Genomic DNA, 16,846 nt, shown 5'->3' on the forward strand with positions numbered 1-16,846 from the left:
ATCCAACGTCAACCGACAACGCTAGGAATGGATTCAATGGTCCGACGGATGTAATCCACCAAAGTGCTGATCATCCACGGGCCACCAATGGCAAACACAATCATGGCTGCGATCAGCTTGGGCACAAAAGCCAGCGTCGCCTCATGGATCTGCGTCACTGCCTGAAAAATGCTGACCACCAAGCCCACCGCCATGACAACGCCCAATACGGGCATCGAGATCATGAGCAACAAGGTCAGGGCATCTCGCCCCATAGTCAAAACCATCTGAGAAGTCACCGTAAGCTCCTCGGGTCAAGTCACAAAGCTGGCAGCCAATGAACCCAGGAGAAGGTTCCATCCATCGGCCAGCACAAACAGCATGAGCTTGAAAGGCAGGGCAACCAGCACAGGGGACAGCATCATCATCCCCAAAGACATCAAGATACTGGAAACCACCATATCGATGACCAGAAATGGGATGAAGATCATGAACCCTATCTGGAAAGCAGATTTCAACTCACTGGTCACAAACGCCGGCACCAGCACCCGCAGCGGCGCTGTTTCGGCGGTCACATCAGACCCCAAACGAGCCAAACGGGAAAACAAGGCAAAGTCTGACTGCCGCGTTTGCTTAAGCATGAATTCGCGCATGGGCGCCTCTGCTTTTTGCAACGCTTGTTCAAAGCCAATGGCATTCGCGGTGTAAGGCACATACGCATCCTGGTACACCCTGTCCAAAGTCGGCCCCATCACGAACATCGTCAAGAAAAGGGAGAGTCCAATGATGACTTGGTTGGGGGGAGCCGATTGGGTGCCCAGCGCCTGCCGGAGAAGCGACAAAACAATCACGATGCGCGTAAAGCCTGTCATCAATAGCAGCACGGCAGGCAAGAAGGAAAGCGCCGTGAAAAACAGCAGTGTCTGGATCGGCACAGAATAGCTATTACCGCCAGAGCCAGCCCCCACCAGGATCGGCAAAGAACTTCCTGCCGTTTGGGCCATGGCGGGCGACTGCGCCAGTGCCAGCACCAGCCCTGTAGCAACCCCAGCCAACGCCAGTAAAGGCCGCATCCCATGCGCCCACGCGAGACCGCAGCGCGCTGGGCTACGCATCTGTTTCTTTCAAAGCTGATGCCTGCGCTATTTCTTGCGCAAAAGAGATGTGTCGCTCTACTGTCGGGAGGGGAACCGAGGAGGCCGGAATGGTATGCAAGCAACTCACATGCTGCGCAGTCACCCCTAAAACCAGTAGTGTTCTGGCGTGTTCAGGCCCCACCTCCACTGTCACCACCCGCTGCTGAGGACCTATGGCCACTGCAGAGAGCACCTTGGACGCAGCCGCGGCACCAGAGACGCCCGAGGCGCCCTTTCGTTGTTGCACCCAACGCACCAACCATGGCAAGCACGCCATGCCTGCAATGAACAGAACAACAACCGACAAGGTCTGGGTCATACCGGGACTATCCACGGCTCACGCGCCGCAGACGCTCTGAGGGCGTCACCACATCGGTGAGACGGATACCGAACTTATCGTTCACGACCACCACTTCGCCTTGGGCAATCAGGTAGCCGTTCACCAGCACATCCATTGGCTCACCCGCCAAAGCATCCAGCTCCACCACGGACCCCTGAGCCAATTGCAGGATGTACTTGATCGGAACTTTGGTGCGACCCAATTCCACGGACAGCTGAACAGGAATGTCCAACACCATATTGATGTCATTGACCGTTCCATCACTGCCACCCGAGAAAGGCCGTACGGGCTCTCCGGACAGAGGCCCCCCCTGCTCTGCATCGGCAGGTTTGTCGTCACGCTTTTGCTCTTCCAGTGCTTCAGCCCAACCAGCAAATGGATCGTCTGCAGCGTCTTTGTTGTTTTCTTCAGTTGACATCTTTTTCTCCAAGCCAGCTCATGTCTGCACTGCGCAAGCACTCTTCAATGCGAATAGCGTATTTAGAATTGTGCGTTCCGTACTGGCATTCAAAAATGGGAACCCCACCAATAGAGGCCTTGATACGCGGCTCTCGGTCCAGTTCAATAAAGTCACCTGGCTTCATCGCCAGCAATTGCTCCACAGTGGCATCGGCTTTGGCAAGTTCGGCCACCAGCGTTACTTCAGCGGCCTGGATCTCACGAGTCAAAACACGGACCCAGCGGCGATCTACCTCAATGGAGTCGCCTTGGGTCGATGAATACAAAACATCACGGATAGGCTCCAATGTGGCATAGGGCATACACACATGAATCGCACCGGACAGGTCCCCGATTTCCAACTGAAACGCCGTAGACACCACGATTTCGCTCGGGGTTGCAATATTGGCAAACTGGGGCTGCATTTCTGAACGCTGATACTCCAGTTCCAGCGGGTAAATACCGTGCCATGCTTTTTTGTATTCCGCACAGATCACGTCCACCAAGCGATTGATCACCCTTTGTTCCGTGGGCGAGAAATCCCGGCCCTCGATACGGGTCTGGAATTTTCCCACCCCGCCGTACAAGGTGTCGATGATGCCGAACACCAGCGAAGGCTCACACACAATCAAACCACTGCCACGCAACGGACGAATGGCCACAATATTGAAGTTCGTAGGTACAGCCAGTTCGCGCAAGAACGCGCTGTAGCGCTGCACGGAGACAGTACCCACCGATATCTCTGGGCTGCGGCGAATAAAGTTGAAGAGCCCAATACGAAAATTGCGTGCAAACCGCTCGTTGACGATTTCCATCGTCGGCATGCGGCCACGTACGATGCGCTCTTGGCTCGAAATGTCATAGTTACGGACCGAGCCGGCCTCGGCGACTTCCTCTACCGACTTCTGGCTCTCGCCCGTGACCCCCTCAAGAAGTGCATCAACTTCTTCTTGCGACAGGAACGAATCACTCATAGATGACCCCCTTGCGCGTCACTGAATGATGAAGCTCGAAAAGAGTACCCGTTTCACTGGGTTCTTATCGGCCTTGCGCCTCGCAGCGCGCTCTTCGGGATCTTCTTCTTCACCTTCAGCAACCACCCGTTTCTTAGCAACGGGCACTGAAAACCCCAGTGGTTTGGACACTTCCCGAAGAATGTCATTGGCCAGCTTCTCCTTGCCTTCGCGCTGGAGCAATTCGCCCGATGTTCGCTGCGACACCACCATCAGGATGCCGCTTCGAATCGAAGGCAAGTACTGCTTGACCTGGTCTGCTGTTTTGGCATCAACCACCTCCAGAGTGATGCCAATCTGCGCAAAGCGCTCGCCCCCAGGGTCAGCCAAATTCACCACCATGTTGTCCATGGGCAAAAAAGTTGGTGGCGTCTTGGCGGCCTCTTTAGCTGGCGCGGGCTCTTCTGCGGCCTCGTCATCCTTGGGATGGGCACGACTGGAAAGAAACCAAGCGGCGGCGCCACCTGCAACCACCAGCAAAGCGACCACCACAATGATGATCACCAGCATCTTCTTGCTTTTGGTCTTCTCCTTGGCCGGAGCGGCGGGTGCATTGGCAGACACGGGGCGGATTCCTTGCTGTGTTCAGCTGCCCAATCATGCCCAACAAGGCAATGACCAGACGCTAGGTTGCATTGTCGGGCGGGTACTCAACCAATAATAGCCAGAATAAAAGCCCAAAACCATGACTGTCCGGCACCTCACGCTATCGACGGCGCCACAGAACAAGCGTCTGCGGCTGCCTGTGGGCACACTCAAACAAATACATCCAGTGCGCGGCGCCCATCCACCCCGGCTGGTTTACGCTCCGTGGCGCTATCCGCCGCAACAACCTTCGCTTGGCCCGTGCGTGAATCTGACCCTTGCTGGGCCTCGCCCCCCCGCGATTGGCCATCACGCGCCGAAGTCCCCACACTGGCACCCGACAAGATCAAACCTTGATCACGCAGCATGTCACTCAATTGCGCCATGCTGCCGTCCAGCATTTGGCGAGTTTGCTCCTGGTCGCTGCGAAAAGTCACATGGGCCTCGTTACCAGACAGAGAAACTGAAACCTCCACAGGTTGGCCGTCCCTCGTCAATGTCATTTCTGCATTCTGGGTTTTCTGATTCACCCAGTAGGTGACCTGCTCGGCCAACGCATCTTCCGCTCCGGGGGGCACCAATCCATCCGAGCCCCCGGCAACTGCCGTACCACCATCGGAACGGGCTGCATCTGGCTCCAGAGCCTGCGCGCCCCAGCCCCCTTCACCTCCATAGTTCGTCGCGCCTACATCGCTGGAGTCACGCAGCCAGCTTTCAGCCCCGCCACTTCCTTGTAGTTCTGCCAACACAGCTGCGCTGTCCAGCCCAGCCAGCCCCAAAGACTCTCGCCCTCCCAAACCTTCACGCACTGCATGCACAACGCCGGACTCACGCGTGGGCGCCACGGAAGCAAGGGCCCCTGACAGTACCGTCGCAGCATCAGCAGCCCCATTGGCGGATTTACCTGGCTCTGCCCCTCCCGACTTCCCAGCCAGGGAACCCGCCAGTGCACTCAGGGCTTCACTGCGTTGAGCAAAACTCGTGGTGCCGCGCACAAGTGTGGGGCGTCCTTGAGCCAGCAAGCCTGCTGCGGTATCGCCGTCCTTGACATCACCCAGCTTGTCTAACACAGCGGTTTGCGCAACCAAGCCATCATCCATGGGATCCAGAGCCCAAGCAACGCGAGAACTACCCACCAAACCGTCGCCCCCCGCTTGACCAACCGCCCCCGGCAAACCACTGGTACTGGCACTGGGAGCAGCACTTCCCAGTGCAGATGCCAAGAAGCCCTGCACGTTAGAGAGTGCAGCGGGGTCATACATCTGCCCGGCAGCAGCAGACAAAGGGTCGATGATCGCGCCAATATCCGATGGCTCTGTCGCATCATCGGCAGGCAGTCCGTCCCCCAATGCAGCCATCAGGGCCATAAAGCCCCCTTGCGCCGCCGGATCCTGCACAGCGTCGTTAGCGGTCTTGGTTGCGCCTTTGGCACGGACGGCGGCATGGGCACCCTGTGAGGACTGCTGGTTGGTAATTCGAGACTGTTCCATTTCAACTCTCCTGCCCGACAGGGCCATTGGCAGTACTGTGGTACTTGATTGCGGCTCGCTCGTCCGTTTGCTTTTGTTCGCGGCGTGCTTGCTGCAACGCCACATCACGGCGACGCGCCTCCAACACCTTTCGCAAACTGGCCAAACGCAGCTCAGTCGCCAAAAGCTGCCGAGATGCGGCATCTACCCGCTGAACCTGCTCCTGCACCACCCCTGACTGAAGGCCCGCAGCATGCCCCAAGCGCCCCATGAACTGGTTGTGGTGGTACATCACCTCGGGCTTGAGGGTGGCTCCCTCTTTGGCCCCCCAACGCCCCTGGATCTCCTGTGCATAGCCCTCCAGTTGCGACAACTGGTTCAGCGCCGCTTGTTGTGCCACTTGGGCGTTCTGTAGCGTTTGCCGCGCCTCATCGCGCTTACGCTCCGCAACGCTCACGGCCACCATCAGAGCATTCAGGGCAGACATGACATCCCCCAGGGCTAACTGTCAAGCACTGCAGCCATGGCTGCAACGCTCTGGTCCATGGACGCGGCATCAAACATGTCCTGCTGCAGGCATGCGGCCATTTGGGGTTGCAACCGGATCGCTTCATCCAGGGCTGGATCTGAGCCACTCATATACGCCCCCACCTGCACCAAGTCACGGCTCTTTTGATAGCGCGAGTAAACCGCCCTGAAGCGTCGAGCCAAATCAAAGTGCCCCCTGGATACCACGTTGTGCATCACGCGCGAAGCCGATTGCTCAATGTCTATGGCAGGGAAATGCCCGGACTCCGCCAACGCCCGGGACAAAACAATGTGTCCGTCCAAAATCGCCCGCGCCGCATCAGCAATAGGATCCTGCTGGTCATCCCCCTCCGACAACACCGTGTAGAAAGCCGTGATCGACCCCACGCCATGCAGACCATTGCCACTGCGCTCCACCAACTGAGGCAATTTGGCAAAGCATGAAGGGGGATACCCCTTGGTCGCCGGTGGCTCACCAATGGCCAACGCAATTTCACGCTGGGCCATGGCATAGCGGGTCAGCGAGTCCATCAGCAGCAACACGTGCTTGCCCTTGTCACGGAAGTGCTCAGCCACAGCCGTGGCGTAAGCAGCGCCTTGCATCCGCAGCAGAGGCGGCGCATCGGCAGGGGCGGCCACCACCACCGATCTGGCACGGCCCTCCTCCCCCAAAATATCTTCGACGAACTCCTTGACTTCGCGGCCCCGCTCGCCAATCAACCCCACCACGATGACATCGGCACGGGTGTAACGGGCCATCATGCCCAACAGCACGCTTTTGCCCACACCAGAGCCTGCAAACAAACCCAGGCGCTGCCCCCGCCCTACGGTAAGCAATGCATTAATGGCACGCACCCCTGTGTCCAACGACTCACGCACCGGATCACGGTCCATGGCATTGATCTGACGGCGGTCCATCGGCTCAGCCACCACGTCTTGCACAGGCCCGCCATGGTCCAAAGGCAGCCCTTGCGCATCCACCACGCGGCCTAGAAGTCCATCCCCCATGGGCAGCCGCAGCACCCCGGCCCGTGGAACAGGGCGTGCCGTCTCGCCCAGACGCGGTGTAGGCACATAGGGCGCAGCAGGCACAACACTCGCCCCGCTGGACAAACCATGGATATCTCCAGCAGGCATCAAAAATGCCTTGTCAGACGAGAAGCCCACCACCTCAGCCAACACCGACGCATGGCCAGGCATCTGAACCATGCACTGCGAACCGACAGGTACGCGGATACCGGCAGCCTCCAGCACCAACCCCGTCAAGCGCGTGAGGGTTCCACGCGTCTCCAGCGGGGTGCCTGCGGCCACGCGTTCACGTGCGTCGGTCATAAACCGCTCCCAAGACGAGGCAGGTTCAATCGGCATGCTCATCCCCCTCCAAAGAGGGCTCTTGCCAGGGCGACTGCAGCCCCAAAGTAGCCACAGCGCGATCCCAGCGCTTGGCAAGCGTCGCATCTACGACCGTGCCACCAGACTCAACCTGGCAATCACCTGCGGCAATCGCTGCATCAGGCAGCCATTGCACCCCTGAGCCCCCAACCAATGAAGTCAGCGGTGCTTGGACCGCCTCCATGTCTGACGGGTTCATGCGCACCACGGCGAGCCGCCCTTCAGACAGCAGCATACCGACCGCCTCCTGAACAACCGGGAGCAAAACCTGCGGATTGCAAGACAACTCCTGGCGCACCACTTCTCGGGCGATATCGCAGGCCAGGGCCAAGACATCCTGGGCCATCTTTTGCTGGATACCCGCCAAAGACGCGTCCAGAGACTGCGACACAGCATGCAGGCTTTGCGCCAGCTCCTGCCCTTGCTGTGCCACATAGTCATCCATGCGGCGCTGCCATTCCAAGGCCGTTTCAGCCTGCGCCTGAGCAAAGCCTTGGGCATAGGCATCATCACAAGCCTGTTGCACAAGGGCCAACTGCGCCGCTTCATCAATCACCGGGACTTCCGGCAACGCCTCTGGCTCAGGTTCTGGCTCCACCAAATCAGAGCCATCCACCGCGCCAAACTTCCACTGCGTGACGGCACCCACCTCTTCGCTGGGGATGAAGCGGGAGTAGTAACGCTGATTAGACGAAGGCATCATCACCACCACCGCCGATCACAATCTGACCTTCGTCCGACAGACGGCGCACGGTCTTGAGGATTTCCTTTTGCTGCGCTTCCACCTCGGACAGCCGCATCGGGCCACGCGACTCCAGGTCGTCGCGCAAGGCCTCTGCCGCGCGCGAAGACATGTTGGAGAGAAACTTCTCGCGCAACTCTGGAACGGCCCCTTTGAGCGCCACGATGAGCGTTTCCGAAGCAACTTCCTTGAGCACGGTCTGGATCGCCTTGTCGTCGAGCTTGAGCACGTCTTCGAACACGAACATCTTGTCCATGATCTTCTGGGCCAGATCCGGGTCGTAGCCACGAATGGACTCCAGCACCACAGCATCCATATTGCCGCCCAGCAAGTTGATGATCTCCGCAGCGGCCTTGACCCCGCCCAGCGAGCTCTTGCGAATCTTGTCGCCACCGGCCAGCACCTTGAACAACACCTCGTTGAGGTCTTTCAAGGCTGTAGGCTGAATACCCTCAAGGGTCGCAACGCGCAGCAATACCTCGCTGCGCTGGCGGTCTGTCAGTTGCATCAGCACCGCAGCCGCCTGCTCAGAGTCTAGGTGCACCAAAATCGCGGCCACGATCTGGGGGTGCTCATTGCGCAGCAATTCCGCCACCGAAAGAGGGTCCATCCACTTCAGGCTTTCAATGCCCGAGACATCCCCGCCCTGCAAAATCCGGTCGATCAGCAAAGAAGCCTTGTCGTCGCCCAGCGCACGCCGCAGCACAGAACGCACATAGTCACCCGTGTCAGACACCAGCAGGCTTTGCGCCGATGCTGCATCCGAAAAACGGTTGATCACGCTGTCCACTTTTTCGCGCGAGACCGACTTCATGCGAGCGATGGTTTCGCCCAGCTTCTGCACCTCTTTGGGTGACAGATGCTTGAAAACCTCTGCGGCCTCTTCCTCGCCCAGAGACATCAGCAAAATCGCCGCGTCGTTGAGACCTTGTTCATCCATGGAAAATCGTCCAGTCAGTCATGGGCTCAGGCACCATCGCCATGCACCCAGGTTTTCAGGATATTCGCAACGGCCACCGGATTGGCCTTGGCCAATACCCGCGCTTCTTCCAGGCGCAGTTGCTCTGGGGTCACCTCCACGACTTCATCCTTCTTGGCCGGTGCAGGCAACGCGGGACGATCGGGCTCCTCAGACTCCAGCGCATTGAGCTGACCACCTGCCACTGGTGTGACATCCACAGGCTTAGCCGTGGAGCCCTTCAAGGCAGGCCTCACCAAACCCAGCAAGACCAACGCGGCAAACAACACCGCCCCCAGCGGCCAAGCAAAGGTCTTGGCCAAGTCCAGCACTTCAGGCTGCTTCCACAGTGGCACAGCTGCCGTTGGGGCTTCATCCATGAGGAACGGCGTATTCATCAGGTTCACCGAATCACCACGGTCTTTGTTAAAGCCGATGGTCTCGCGCACCAAACCCGTCATCTGCTCCAGTTGCTCTGGCGTCAGTGCCTTGACCGACGGTTTACCCTTTTCTTCAGCCCCAGCTTGGTAGTTGACCACTACGGCGGCGCTCAGGCGCTTGATGGCCCAGTTATTGCCCCGGGTCACGCGCACCGTCTTGTCCACCTCATAGTTGGTGGTGGACTCGCGCTTGCTGTTGGACTCTTCTGTCCCTTGCTGGCCACCAGCTGCGGGCGCTGGATTGGCACCATTGACTGGCGCAGTGGACGGGGCAGGAGGTTGATTAGAGACAGCACCAGGCACCCCGGTGGCCGTCTTATTGGCATTGCCTTTGCTCTCAAGCACCTGCTGGCTGCGAACGGCACTGGAGTCGGGTGTTTGGTTGGGACGGAATTGCTCCGAAGTGGATTCGGTCTGGCTGAAGTCCAACTCGGCACTGACCTGTGCCTTGACGTTGTTGCGCCCCACCACGGGCTCCAAGATGTCCATGATCCGGCGCGTGTACTGCTGCTCGATCTGCTGCACGTACAACAGCTGCTGCGCATCCACCCCATTGTTGGCGGCTGCATCGGGCGATTGAGACAGCAGCTTGCCAGTGTCGTCCAACACGCTGACTGCAGAAGGCGCCAGCTCTGGCACGCTGGAAGCCACTAAGTGAACGATACCCGCCAGCTGAGCACGGTCCAACATGCGGCCGGGGTGCAAACTCACCAAGACTGAAGCCGAAGGCTTTTGCTGCTCGCGGAAAAACCCATTCTGATTGGGCAAGGCCAAATGCACACGGGCACCTTGCACCGAAGAAAGCGCCTGAATGGAGCGGGTCAATTCACCCTCAAGCCCGCGCTGGAAGTTCAGGCGTTCCTGGAACTGGGTCATGCCAAATCGATTGGCTTCCATCAATTCAAACCCGGCCACAGAACCACGGGGCAGGCCCTGCGTAGCCAGGCGCAAGCGCACATCGTGCACACGCTCCGAAGGAATCAAGATCGCCCCACCGCCATCGGCATGCTTGTAGGGAACGTTCATTTGCGACAACTGGGCGATGATGGCGCCACCGTCTTTGTCGTTCAAGTTCGCAAAAAGCACCTTGTAATCCGGCTGCCGCCCCAGCACCGTCGCAGCGACGGCTGCTGCCACCAGCAGCGCCACGCCAGCACCCAAGCGCATACGCTGGCCCCGGTCCAGAGTAGACAGCCGCTGCAGCCAGTTGGGGCTTGCGGGGGGGGTGACGAGAGGGACTTCAGCAACAGCAGACATCTTGCTTTCCAATATGACAGGCCCGGCGAAAGACCTAGCGTTGGAGCGATTATTCGGCGAAGGCTCTCCGACGTTGGCTGGATAAGCCGCGCCTTTGTCCATCTATTCCGCAGGATCGGTACCTGCGCCCTGGATAGGATTGCAGCATACCCCGATTCCCTACGGACACTGCCATGGACCTTCGCATCTCCAGCTCCACAGCCCCCTTGGCGGGCGCCGGCCTGGCACGCCGCGCAATCGCCCCCCAGGCAGACAGCAACGACGTCGGCTTTTCTAGTGCGCTGAAAGGCGCACTGCAGTCGGTCAGCGCAGCACAAAACCGATCAACCGAGCTGCAAAAAGAAGTGCAGATGGAGAACCCTGCGGTCAGCTTGGAAGAGACCATGGTGGCCATTCAAAAAGCACAGGTTGGCTTCCAAGCCACGCTGCACGTTCGCAATCGCATGGTCCAGGCTTACACAGACATCATGAACATGCAGGTGTGAGCCTCCCGCCAACCCATAAAAAAAGCGCTTGCATTGCAAGCGCTTTTTTTATGGGTGATCGATCACCAAGCCCCGGCACACGGGGCCAGGGAGTCAATGCATCATCTGCGGCTGACCTTCAAACAGGTGCTCAAACTGGGCCAACCAGGGCTCGGCCAAGCAGCGGATCTGGGCATCGTTGCGCAAGATGCGCTGCATGATGCGCGTCTTCTCACGGCGGTGCTCAGGCAACAACTCATGCTCTTGCGACTTGAAGCGCAATTGCTCAATCAGCACAGCACAAGCGCCTTCATAGCGCACCACCCCATCCCAATCCTTGAGCTTGGCGGCCTCCAGCATCTTGGCGCTGCTGTCTTCAATGGCTTTGTAGTAATCAATCAACATGCTGGACATGATTTAAGCCTCCATCAGCACTGGCTTCCCAGACATGGCTGGCACAGCAACTTGCGGAGACATGGCGTTCTTTTTGATTTCGTTCCAACCCGTAGCGATGGGCTCGATCAAGCGCATGACTTCTTGCAGCATGGCGTCGTCGTTTTGCGCATTGGCAGAGATCAGCTTTCGCACACAGTAGTCATACAGCGCGCCCAGGTTTTCCGCCAACTGGCCACCATCGACGCGGTCCAACGCCGTGCTCAGACCCTCTTCAATGATGCGGATGGCTTTGGCAATGCTGTTGCACTTGACCTGGACATCGCCGCGCGCCAATGCACCCCTGGCCGTGGCCACGGAACCAAGCACGCCTTCATACAACAGACTGACCAGCTGGTGCTGGTCAATGGTGTGCATGCTGGTTTCTACATTGATACGCTGGTAAGCGTTGACTGCACGAGGGTTGTGGGCGGTAAACATGCTGACAATCCTTCCGAGGTGATGATTTAGTTATCGGCCAATGCCACGCAAACTAAAGGCCATCAACCCGAGGATTTATTCCATGTGGTGACTTGCTGAGAAATGTAGGCATTCAAGGCCGTCAGGCTGGACATCTGGGTGTCCAGCGCGTTGTAGCGTGCGGTGATCCGCTTCTCAAATGCATCCACTTTTTCGTTCACCCGCGTCACTTCAGCCGCATTGCGCTTGAGCGCCAATTGCAAGGCATTGTCTTTGGATTTGAAGAAACCGGCATCAGAGAGCAAGTTCGTGGCCATGGCCTTGACCTTGACTGCGATGCCATCAGCTGAGCCCCCGCCCGTATTGCGGAACATGTTCTTGAGTTCGTCCATGTTCTCGGTCATGGCTTTTTTCAGCTTGGTGCTGTCCACCGCCAAATCGCCGCCGCGCTGCTGGGTGATGCCCACATCCGCCAAGCGTTGAAACACCGAAGAGCCCGTCGTCACAGACTGCACAGCTGAACGCAACATGTTCTGCAGGGATATCGTCGTCGAATCCCCTTGCAACAAAGCCCCCTTGCCTGCTGTCGAGTCAAACTTGGTCGCCTCATTGATCAGCTGATTGATGGCGTTATAGGCGGAGACAAATGCATCGATATTGGTCGAAACCGCCGAAGTATCCTGCGCCACAGAAATCTCAATTGGCGCGGCCGTAACTTGCACCGCATTGAACGTCACACCTGATACGGTATTGGTAAAAGCATTGGTACCGGACGAGACGGCAATGCCATTCACAGTGGCCTTGGCATCGGCCGCTGCCTGCGTCACCGTGCTGCCATTGACCAGGCGCGACAAGCCCGAGGCATCTGTATTGGCTGCGCTGGTGATATCAGTATCACCCCCCTCCATGGCGCTCAGACGGAACCCAGCAGCTTCGCCCGTGGTCTTGCTGCGCAGCAACAGCCGCTCGCCTGAAGCGTCGCTGAGGATACTGGCCGTCACCCCGGCATTGGCGCCATTGATCTTGCTGGCCACATCACTGAGCTTGTCAGAGGCCGAAATATCTATATCGACAGGCACGCCCGAGCCTGGTGTGAACGAAGACGGAGACACACTCCACTTGCCCAACTCAAGCCGCAACGTGCCAGCACCCAACGCACCGCCCACGGGCAAGAGTGCAGAAGAGGCGGTGGCCTGCGCCTTGGCTAGACTTTGGACCTCCACGCTGAAAGTGGTGGGCAAGGTGCCGCCCACGGCGGTAGCACTGACGTATTTACTGTCTGAGGATGTTGTGGAAACCGCATTCCAGCCCGTCACGCTGCTGAGCTTACTGGCAGCGTCCGACAAAGTGGATACCAGCGACTTCATCTGCCCGAAAGCAGAAATTTTGGTGCTGACCGTTGCCTTCTGAGTTGTCAAAGTGTCCAGAGGCGCTTTTTCCAAGTCCACCAATTTGGTAATGATGTCTTTGACATTCAGGCCACTGGCGCCGACACCAACGGATGAAATAGTAGCCATGGGAACCTCCTGAACTGCTTCTACAGAAATTATGGCGCCGATCACGCACCAAGAACGCCCGTAAACACGCCAGGAAACCCCTCAATTCGGACGCTCCCGGCTTGCACGTCCAAACGCTTTACCGCCTTCCGGCGTTGAAAGGCCAAATGGCGGCGGCAGAAAACTGCCGCCGCCATGCCAATCAAGGTGTTTCTACACCTCTTGCTGCGACTCGCTTAACGCAGCAGAGACAACACACCTTGAGGCAACTGGTTGGCCTGGGCCACCATGGCGGTACCGGCCTGTTGCAGGATCTGGGCACGCGACAGGTTAGCGGTTTCCGAAGCAAAGTCAGCATCCAAGATACGCGAACGCGAGGATGACAGGTTTTCAGAAGTCACCTGCAGGTTCGAAATCGAGGTTTCGAAGCGAGACTGCAAAGCGCCGAGCTTGGCGCGCTCACCGTTGATGAACGACAGGGCCGAGTCCACCGTCTTGAGCGCATCCGTGGCCTTGGCGAAGGTGGTCACATCCAGATCAGAAACCTTCTTCAAGGTAGAAGCACCGTCAGCAAACGCATCTGTCGCCGCTGCTGTAGAGGCATCCACAGAGAAAGACTTGTCAGAGTCCAGCGTGATATAGCCACTCGATACGGCGTTGTTCGCCGTGGTGTCTGCGGCCAAAGTGGCGGCAGCGCCCGAGTTGGTGCCATCGGCTGCCAGCTTTTGCACCGTGACAGCACCAGAGTTTGCCACTGCGGTGTCAGCAACACGGATGTCATTGCCGGTAGCGTTTGTCAGCACCACGGCCGTTCCAGCCGAGTTCAACGATGCCGTCACGCCGGTCTTGGAGCTTTGATCGTTGATGGCAGAAACCGCGGCAGACAAGCCGTCGGCAGTGCCTGCAGCGCTCAGCGTGAAAGACACAGCTTGGTCTGTGCTGTTGTCAGAGCGCAGGTTCAGCGAGTAGGAGCCTGCAGCACCAAATGTCAAGCTCACTTCAGTGCGCGCCGTAGCGGTCACGCCGGTATCGCCCTTCACTGCATTCACATTGTCAGCAATGGTCTTGGCGGTATCGTTGGCGGCCACGTTGACCACCTTGCTACCCACAGAACCATTGATGGTCACGGCCGAGCTGGTCACGCCATTGGCACCCCAAGCACCCGAGGTGGCCGCAGCGCCAGCCGCAGCGACTTGATTGTTACCGTACACCGCAGTGCGCAGGTTACCGGTAGCCGCTGTGATGGTCTGGTTGGCGTTGGCGCCCACTTGGAATTGCTGGGTGCCAAAGCTACCGTCCAGCAGCTTTTGTCCGTTGAACTCGGTGGTTTGCGAGATGCGATCGAGCTCAGAGACGAGCTGCGAGACTTCTTGCTGCAGCGCCTTGCGGTCACCAGCGCTATTGGAGGCGTTGGCCGATTGCACGGCCAGTTCACGCACACGCTGCAGGATGTCGCCAGAAGCCTTGAGCGCGCCTTCAGCGGTTTGCGCCAAAGAGATACCGTCGTTGGCGTTACGCACAGCCTGGTTCAGGCCCTTGATCTGCGAGGTGAAGCGCTCCGAAATCGCCAAGCCAGCGGCGTCGTCCTTGGCGCTGTTGATGCGCAGGCCCGACGACAGGCGTTGGATGGAAGTGTTCAGCGAACTCTGGCTTGCGCCCAGATTGCGCTGAGCGGTCAAGGATGCAACGTTGGTATTGATGGTGGCTGCCATGGCAAATCTCCTGAAAAGAACTGACTGAATATGGCGTTTCCGCCAACTGGACGCCAGGTCTACCTGGCCACAGTGCTCACCAGCAGCTCCAGGGCTTTCGGGTGAACGGCGGGCCTCACTCTTGTGTCATGCGTCCCGTTGCTTAGGTTTTCGGGTGTTCCTGGGAAAACTTTAGGGGCAAACGCACAGATTGAGCGGTTTTTCTGTGTCTTATCGCCCTAACACAAAAACAGCCGCTGCCCACAATTCATCCATCGTTCCCAAGAAGTCCGCCGGAGGGGCAACGCTTAAACCGGCAGAAATGTTTGTCTTCAGCTCTGCAGGAGTAACGCAATGGCAGCCACTATCAATACCAACGTCGCATCGTTGACCGCACAGCGCAACCTCGGCATGAGCCAAAGTTCGCTGAACACCTCCATCCAACGCCTGTCGTCAGGCTTGCGCATCAACAGCGCCAAGGACGATGCGGCCGGACTGGCGATTTCAGAGCGCTTTACCAGCCAGATCCGCGGGCTGAACCAGGCGGCACGCAATGCCAACGATGGTATATCCTTGGCGCAAGTCACGGAAGGGGCCATGAAATCTGCCGGCGACATCCTTCAGCGGGTGCGCGAGTTGGCGGTGCAATCGGCCAATGCCTCCAATAGCTCCGGCGACCGCAAGGCGCTGCAGCAAGAAGTCTCGCAACTGGTGGCCGAACTCGATCGCATCTCGCAAACCACCGAGTTCAACGGACAAAAACTCCTGGACGGCACGTTTGGAACCCAGCAATTCCAAGTGGGCGCCAACGCCAACCAGACCATCACAGCGGCCACGGCCAATCTGCGCACCACGGTGTACGGCAACAACCAAGTCCAGTCTCCAGGTGTCGCCACTGGTTCTGGCGCATGGGGTGCCAACGGTGTCACCAGCGCGGCCGTCACCATCAATGGTTCTATCGGCAGCAAGGTGGTCAACGTCGCCGCCAACCAAACCGCCAAAACGGTGGCTGACAACGTGAACTTTGTCAAAGCCGACACTGGCGTGACCGCGACCGCCCGCACAGAAGTCAAGCTGGCCTTCAGCGCAGCGGGTGCCTACTCGCTGAATCTGCGCTCTGACAATGGCGCCGATCAGGCCGTTTCTTTCACATTGAGCGCCGCCAACACAGCGGACGGCCTGTCTTCCGCTATTGCAGCCATCAACGACCAGTCGTCCAAGACCGGGGTAACGGCGGCACTGGACAACACCGGCACCGCCATCATCCTGACGAATGCCACAGGCAATGACGTCCGCGTGGCCGACACCGCCGTGGTGAACTCCGGGGCCGTGACGGTACAAAAGCTGGCGGCCGACGGCACCAACTCTGGCGCCGCATCGACCCTGGCTGCGGACTCGACCGCTGACAGCACCATAACCAGCGGCTACATCACGCTGGATTCGGAAAAGTCGTTTGCCATCGACAACTCCACCGCAGCTGCCACCGACGTGTTTGCCGATTCGGCATCCACGCTGCAAAAGGTGTCGGACCTGGACATCACGACCTTTGGCAAAGCGACCGAGGCGCTAAAGACCGTGGACTCCGCGCTGGCCTTCATCAGCGGTGAGCGGGCCAAACTGGGCGCGTTGCAAGCCCGCTTTGAAACCAGCATTTCGAGCCTGAACATCACCTCTGAAAACCTGTCAGCTTCACGCTCGCGCATTCTGGATGCCGACTTTGCGGCAGAAACCGCCAACCTGTCGCGCGCCCAGATCCTGCAACAGGCCGGTACAGCCATGGTGGCCCAGGCCAACCAGATCCCGCAGGGCGTGCTGTCGCTGCTCAAGTAAAAAAGCGCCATTGCCCTTGGATGGCAGGTTGGTGGACCTGCAGTCCACCCTGCCCTCACACCCCGGTGGCCGTCAAAGGTACCGGGGTTTTTTGTTGCCTGGCTCCACGAGGGCGGCCACAGCGCAACAAAGGCATCAAAAACAATAGCTGCCAGCGCTTATTACCATTGGCTTAGAGCCATTTTTTATCAAAAACCTGCCTCCGGCTGCGCAAGGCCGCACGCGTGGAACACCGG

Annotated in this window: 18 protein-coding genes; 2 read left to right on the forward strand and 16 right to left on the reverse strand. The window is 58.5% G+C overall.

Annotated elements, in window-relative coordinates; all coding sequences use genetic code 11:
- Positions 1–8 precede the first annotated feature (8 nt).
- The 12 genes from fliQ to fliF form a co-directional block, all read right to left on the reverse strand.
- Positions 9–278, reverse strand: a complete 270-nt coding sequence (fliQ, locus tag CLU88_RS11715; RefSeq protein WP_099656748.1) for a flagellar biosynthesis protein FliQ — start codon at positions 276–278, stop codon at positions 9–11.
- A 15-nt stretch (positions 279–293) separates the two neighbouring features.
- Positions 294–983, reverse strand: coding sequence for a flagellar type III secretion system pore protein FliP (gene fliP / locus CLU88_RS11720; protein WP_233195290.1), 690 nt, complete (start codon positions 981–983; stop codon positions 294–296).
- Positions 984–1,086: 103 nt separating this feature from the next.
- Complete coding sequence (locus CLU88_RS11725) at positions 1,087–1,434, reverse strand: flagellar biosynthetic protein FliO (protein WP_099656750.1); 348 nt, start codon at positions 1,432–1,434, stop codon at positions 1,087–1,089.
- 7 nt (positions 1,435–1,441) lie between these two features.
- On the reverse strand, positions 1,442–1,873 hold the full coding sequence (gene fliN, locus CLU88_RS11730; RefSeq protein WP_099656751.1) for a flagellar motor switch protein FliN: 432 nt from the start codon (positions 1,871–1,873) through the stop codon (positions 1,442–1,444).
- Positions 1,863–2,867, reverse strand: coding sequence for a flagellar motor switch protein FliM (fliM, locus tag CLU88_RS11735; RefSeq protein ID WP_099656752.1), 1,005 nt, complete (start codon positions 2,865–2,867; stop codon positions 1,863–1,865). The genes fliN and fliM overlap by 11 nt, the downstream gene beginning before the upstream one ends.
- Before the next feature lie 18 nt (positions 2,868–2,885).
- Positions 2,886–3,470: a flagellar basal body-associated protein FliL gene (gene fliL, locus CLU88_RS11740; protein ID WP_233195025.1), complete on the reverse strand. Its 585-nt coding sequence runs from the start codon at positions 3,468–3,470 to the stop codon at positions 2,886–2,888.
- A 191-nt stretch (positions 3,471–3,661) separates the two neighbouring features.
- Entirely contained in the window at positions 3,662–5,008 is a 1,347-nt protein-coding gene (locus CLU88_RS23265; protein WP_233205448.1) for a flagellar hook-length control protein FliK, read from the reverse strand.
- A complete protein-coding gene (locus CLU88_RS11750; RefSeq protein WP_099656753.1) occupies positions 4,983–5,447 on the reverse strand; it encodes a flagellar export protein FliJ in 465 nt (154 codons plus the stop codon). Before CLU88_RS11750 ends, CLU88_RS23265 begins: the two co-directional genes overlap by 26 nt.
- A 14-nt stretch (positions 5,448–5,461) precedes the next feature.
- Entirely contained in the window at positions 5,462–6,820 is a 1,359-nt protein-coding gene (gene fliI / locus CLU88_RS11755; protein ID WP_369827638.1) for a flagellar protein export ATPase FliI, read from the reverse strand.
- 25 nt (positions 6,821–6,845) lie between these two features.
- Positions 6,846–7,583, reverse strand: a complete 738-nt coding sequence (locus CLU88_RS11760; RefSeq protein ID WP_099656754.1) for a flagellar assembly protein FliH — start codon at positions 7,581–7,583, stop codon at positions 6,846–6,848.
- Positions 7,567–8,562, reverse strand: coding sequence for a flagellar motor switch protein FliG (gene fliG, locus CLU88_RS11765; protein WP_099656755.1), 996 nt, complete (start codon positions 8,560–8,562; stop codon positions 7,567–7,569). The genes CLU88_RS11760 and fliG overlap by 17 nt, the downstream gene beginning before the upstream one ends.
- Positions 8,563–8,588: 26 nt before the next feature.
- Positions 8,589–10,277, reverse strand: coding sequence for a flagellar basal-body MS-ring/collar protein FliF (fliF, locus tag CLU88_RS11770; protein WP_099658817.1), 1,689 nt, complete (start codon positions 10,275–10,277; stop codon positions 8,589–8,591).
- Between the two features lie 173 nt (positions 10,278–10,450).
- On the opposite strand from fliF, the gene fliE reads away from it, so the two are divergent.
- Positions 10,451–10,762 (forward strand): flagellar hook-basal body complex protein FliE, encoded by a 312-nt coding sequence (gene fliE / locus CLU88_RS11775; protein WP_099656756.1) that lies wholly within the window; start codon positions 10,451–10,453, stop codon positions 10,760–10,762.
- 93 nt (positions 10,763–10,855) lie between these two features.
- On the opposite strand, the gene CLU88_RS11780 is transcribed toward fliE, so the two are convergent.
- From CLU88_RS11780 to CLU88_RS11795, 4 genes are all read right to left on the reverse strand, one after another.
- On the reverse strand, positions 10,856–11,155 hold the full coding sequence (locus CLU88_RS11780; RefSeq protein WP_099656757.1) for a flagellar protein FliT: 300 nt from the start codon (positions 11,153–11,155) through the stop codon (positions 10,856–10,858).
- A 3-nt stretch (positions 11,156–11,158) separates the two neighbouring features.
- Positions 11,159–11,614, reverse strand: coding sequence for a flagellar export chaperone FliS (gene fliS, locus CLU88_RS11785; protein WP_099656758.1), 456 nt, complete (start codon positions 11,612–11,614; stop codon positions 11,159–11,161).
- A 62-nt stretch (positions 11,615–11,676) separates the two neighbouring features.
- Positions 11,677–13,110, reverse strand: coding sequence for a flagellar filament capping protein FliD (gene fliD, locus CLU88_RS11790; protein ID WP_099656759.1), 1,434 nt, complete (start codon positions 13,108–13,110; stop codon positions 11,677–11,679).
- Positions 13,111–13,325: 215 nt separating this feature from the next.
- Positions 13,326–14,801 (reverse strand): flagellin, encoded by a 1,476-nt coding sequence (locus tag CLU88_RS11795; RefSeq protein WP_099656760.1) that lies wholly within the window; start codon positions 14,799–14,801, stop codon positions 13,326–13,328.
- 333 nt (positions 14,802–15,134) lie between these two features.
- Here CLU88_RS11795 and CLU88_RS11800 point away from each other — a divergent pair, with 333 nt between their 5' ends.
- Positions 15,135–16,610: a flagellin gene (locus CLU88_RS11800; protein WP_099656761.1), complete on the forward strand. Its 1,476-nt coding sequence runs from the start codon at positions 15,135–15,137 to the stop codon at positions 16,608–16,610.
- The last annotated feature ends 236 nt before the right edge of the window (positions 16,611–16,846 follow it).

This window comes from Acidovorax sp. 56 (assembly GCF_002749705.1).
GTDB lineage: Bacteria > Pseudomonadota > Gammaproteobacteria > Burkholderiales > Burkholderiaceae_C > Acidovorax.

What these genes read in the sequence shown, in the direction of transcription:
- fliP (WP_233195290.1), bottom strand. Translation starts at nt 983, where the DNA reads ATGGCCCAAACGGCAGGAAGTTCTTTGCCGATCCTGGTGGGGGCTGGC.
- CLU88_RS11725 (WP_099656750.1), bottom strand. Translation starts at nt 1,434, where the DNA reads ATGACCCAGACCTTGTCGGTTGTTGTTCTGTTCATTGCAGGCATGGCG.
- fliN (WP_099656751.1), bottom strand. Translation starts at nt 1,873, where the DNA reads ATGTCAACTGAAGAAAACAACAAAGACGCTGCAGACGATCCATTTGCT.
- fliM (WP_099656752.1), bottom strand. Translation starts at nt 2,867, where the DNA reads ATGAGTGATTCGTTCCTGTCGCAAGAAGAAGTTGATGCACTTCTTGAG.
- CLU88_RS23265 (WP_233205448.1), bottom strand. Translation starts at nt 5,008, where the DNA reads ATGGCCCTGTCGGGCAGGAGAGTTGAAATGGAACAGTCTCGAATTACC.
- CLU88_RS11750 (WP_099656753.1), bottom strand. Translation starts at nt 5,447, where the DNA reads ATGTCTGCCCTGAATGCTCTGATGGTGGCCGTGAGCGTTGCGGAGCGT.
- fliI (WP_369827638.1), bottom strand. Translation starts at nt 6,820, where the DNA reads ATGACCGACGCACGTGAACGCGTGGCCGCAGGCACCCCGCTGGAGACG.
- CLU88_RS11760 (WP_099656754.1), bottom strand. Translation starts at nt 7,583, where the DNA reads ATGATGCCTTCGTCTAATCAGCGTTACTACTCCCGCTTCATCCCCAGC.
- fliG (WP_099656755.1), bottom strand. Translation starts at nt 8,562, where the DNA reads ATGGATGAACAAGGTCTCAACGACGCGGCGATTTTGCTGATGTCTCTG.
- fliF (WP_099658817.1), bottom strand. Translation starts at nt 10,277, where the DNA reads ATGTCTGCTGTTGCTGAAGTCCCTCTCGTCACCCCCCCCGCAAGCCCC.
- fliE (WP_099656756.1), top strand. Translation starts at nt 10,451, where the DNA reads ATGGACCTTCGCATCTCCAGCTCCACAGCCCCCTTGGCGGGCGCCGGC.
- CLU88_RS11780 (WP_099656757.1), bottom strand. Translation starts at nt 11,155, where the DNA reads ATGTCCAGCATGTTGATTGATTACTACAAAGCCATTGAAGACAGCAGC.
- fliS (WP_099656758.1), bottom strand. Translation starts at nt 11,614, where the DNA reads ATGTTTACCGCCCACAACCCTCGTGCAGTCAACGCTTACCAGCGTATC.
- fliD (WP_099656759.1), bottom strand. Translation starts at nt 13,110, where the DNA reads ATGGCTACTATTTCATCCGTTGGTGTCGGCGCCAGTGGCCTGAATGTC.
- CLU88_RS11795 (WP_099656760.1), bottom strand. Translation starts at nt 14,801, where the DNA reads ATGGCAGCCACCATCAATACCAACGTTGCATCCTTGACCGCTCAGCGC.
- CLU88_RS11800 (WP_099656761.1), top strand. Translation starts at nt 15,135, where the DNA reads ATGGCAGCCACTATCAATACCAACGTCGCATCGTTGACCGCACAGCGC.